At 41.9% G+C, this 1,412-nt stretch carries 1 protein-coding gene; it reads right to left on the bottom strand.

Annotated features, from left to right (window positions below; genetic code table 11):
- Positions 1-13: 13 nt before the first annotated feature.
- Positions 14-1,321 (bottom strand): IS4 family transposase, encoded by a 1,308-nt coding sequence (locus tag AB6E08_RS23295; protein ID WP_102250515.1) that lies wholly within the window; start codon positions 1,319-1,321, stop codon positions 14-16.
- Positions 1,322-1,412: the final 91 nt, after the last annotated feature.

Below are 1,412 nucleotides of genomic sequence, written 5' to 3'. Positions count from 1 at the left end.
TAATGCCGTTCACTTAAGAGTGAACGGCATTTTTGTTCTTAGCATACCGTTGTGGTCTGGGTTTAACTGTTCTAGGGAATGTCCTTTCCCTTCGCCCTTCAAGTATTAAGCTTTCAGCCATGTTGTGGAACCCTTTTAGCTGACGAGGTATTGCGCCTGGTGTTGAGTAAGGTAAGCCTACAAGTAACGCAGATACATGAGCTAATGTGCCGTTAAAACTCAGTTGATAAGGAAGGTAATTTCCCTTTAAATTGAAGCAGAGCTCGACCATCTGGTATCGGATTAAATTGTAAGTAAGCAAGATGCCCCATAACTCCTGCTTTACCAGTTCTGGTAAACGACTTCGCAGCGTGAGACGATTTCCAAGCATGTATTGTTTTTGCTCTCGGTAGCCTAGCTCAATTTCCCAACGATGTTCATAAAGGCCTGCAATATCTTTTGATGGGTAACGCAGGGAGTCCGTCATGGAGGTTAATACTTGGTAGTCTTTTCCTTTAATTTTACGAGTGACAAGTCGAGCGGTTATCGACTTTGGTAAATCAGGCCATAGCTTTCTAGCCCTTGGGTTACTGTGTAATTGAACCAGTTTGTCATTTCGCCCTAAAGATTGAACAATGTCATATTGTGTATTTTTCTTGAGGGGGATAAGCCAATGACGCTCCGAGCCAGAGTCTTGCCATTTATGTAATAAGCCTAAAGAATAGAACCCCTTATCGAACATTGTCACGCTATGGTTTGGTGTTGTTTCTATCAGTTTTTCAGCTAATATCATTTCGTTTGTATTGTAATTATCAAATGCACTGGCCGTAATAATGTGACTGCTTAGTTCCATTTGGCAGACCATTCTCACTTGCGGATATTGCGTCCCTTTTTGTCGAGAAAATGCTTTTTCATTTTGCGGGTTATCGGGCGTTCGCCAAACAACGCCATCGACGCCAAGAAGCGTTAATCCATTCCACTGGGGTAACTTTGCACTTTTTAACCATGACGTAGTCATTCGCTCAAAGACCGCTTTAATTGCGTCTTCACCCAACGTCTTTCGACGTTGAGTTAACGCACTCGGTGCGACAAAAGCTTTACCTGTACGGTCGACAATATCAAGTTGGTTCACTAAATCTTTCATGGATTTACTGTTGTAGATAGCCATTCCAACAAGCAGCCACACCATGGATTCTAAAGTTAATTTCCTCTTTCTCATCGTGACAGTATCAGTAAGAGAATAGGCTTCGTCGATGAGTTCAATTGGAAGCAAGTCAGACAAAGTCTCAACGCTGCTAGGTTTCCAATCATTAATTATGTTTAGAGCTTGAGAAACATCCATAAAAAAATCCAAGTGCATTAAATACACTTGGATTTTGACAGCTCGGAAGGATCCTTCAACCGATCACTTTGGCTTTAACTGATCGGCATTA

The organism is Vibrio sp. 10N.247.310.24 (assembly GCF_041467175.1).
Lineage (GTDB): Bacteria > Pseudomonadota > Gammaproteobacteria > Enterobacterales > Vibrionaceae > Vibrio > Vibrio tasmaniensis_A.
The sequence above is the reverse complement of the archived record's forward strand: the minus strand, read 5'-3'. Positions and strand labels throughout refer to the sequence as shown.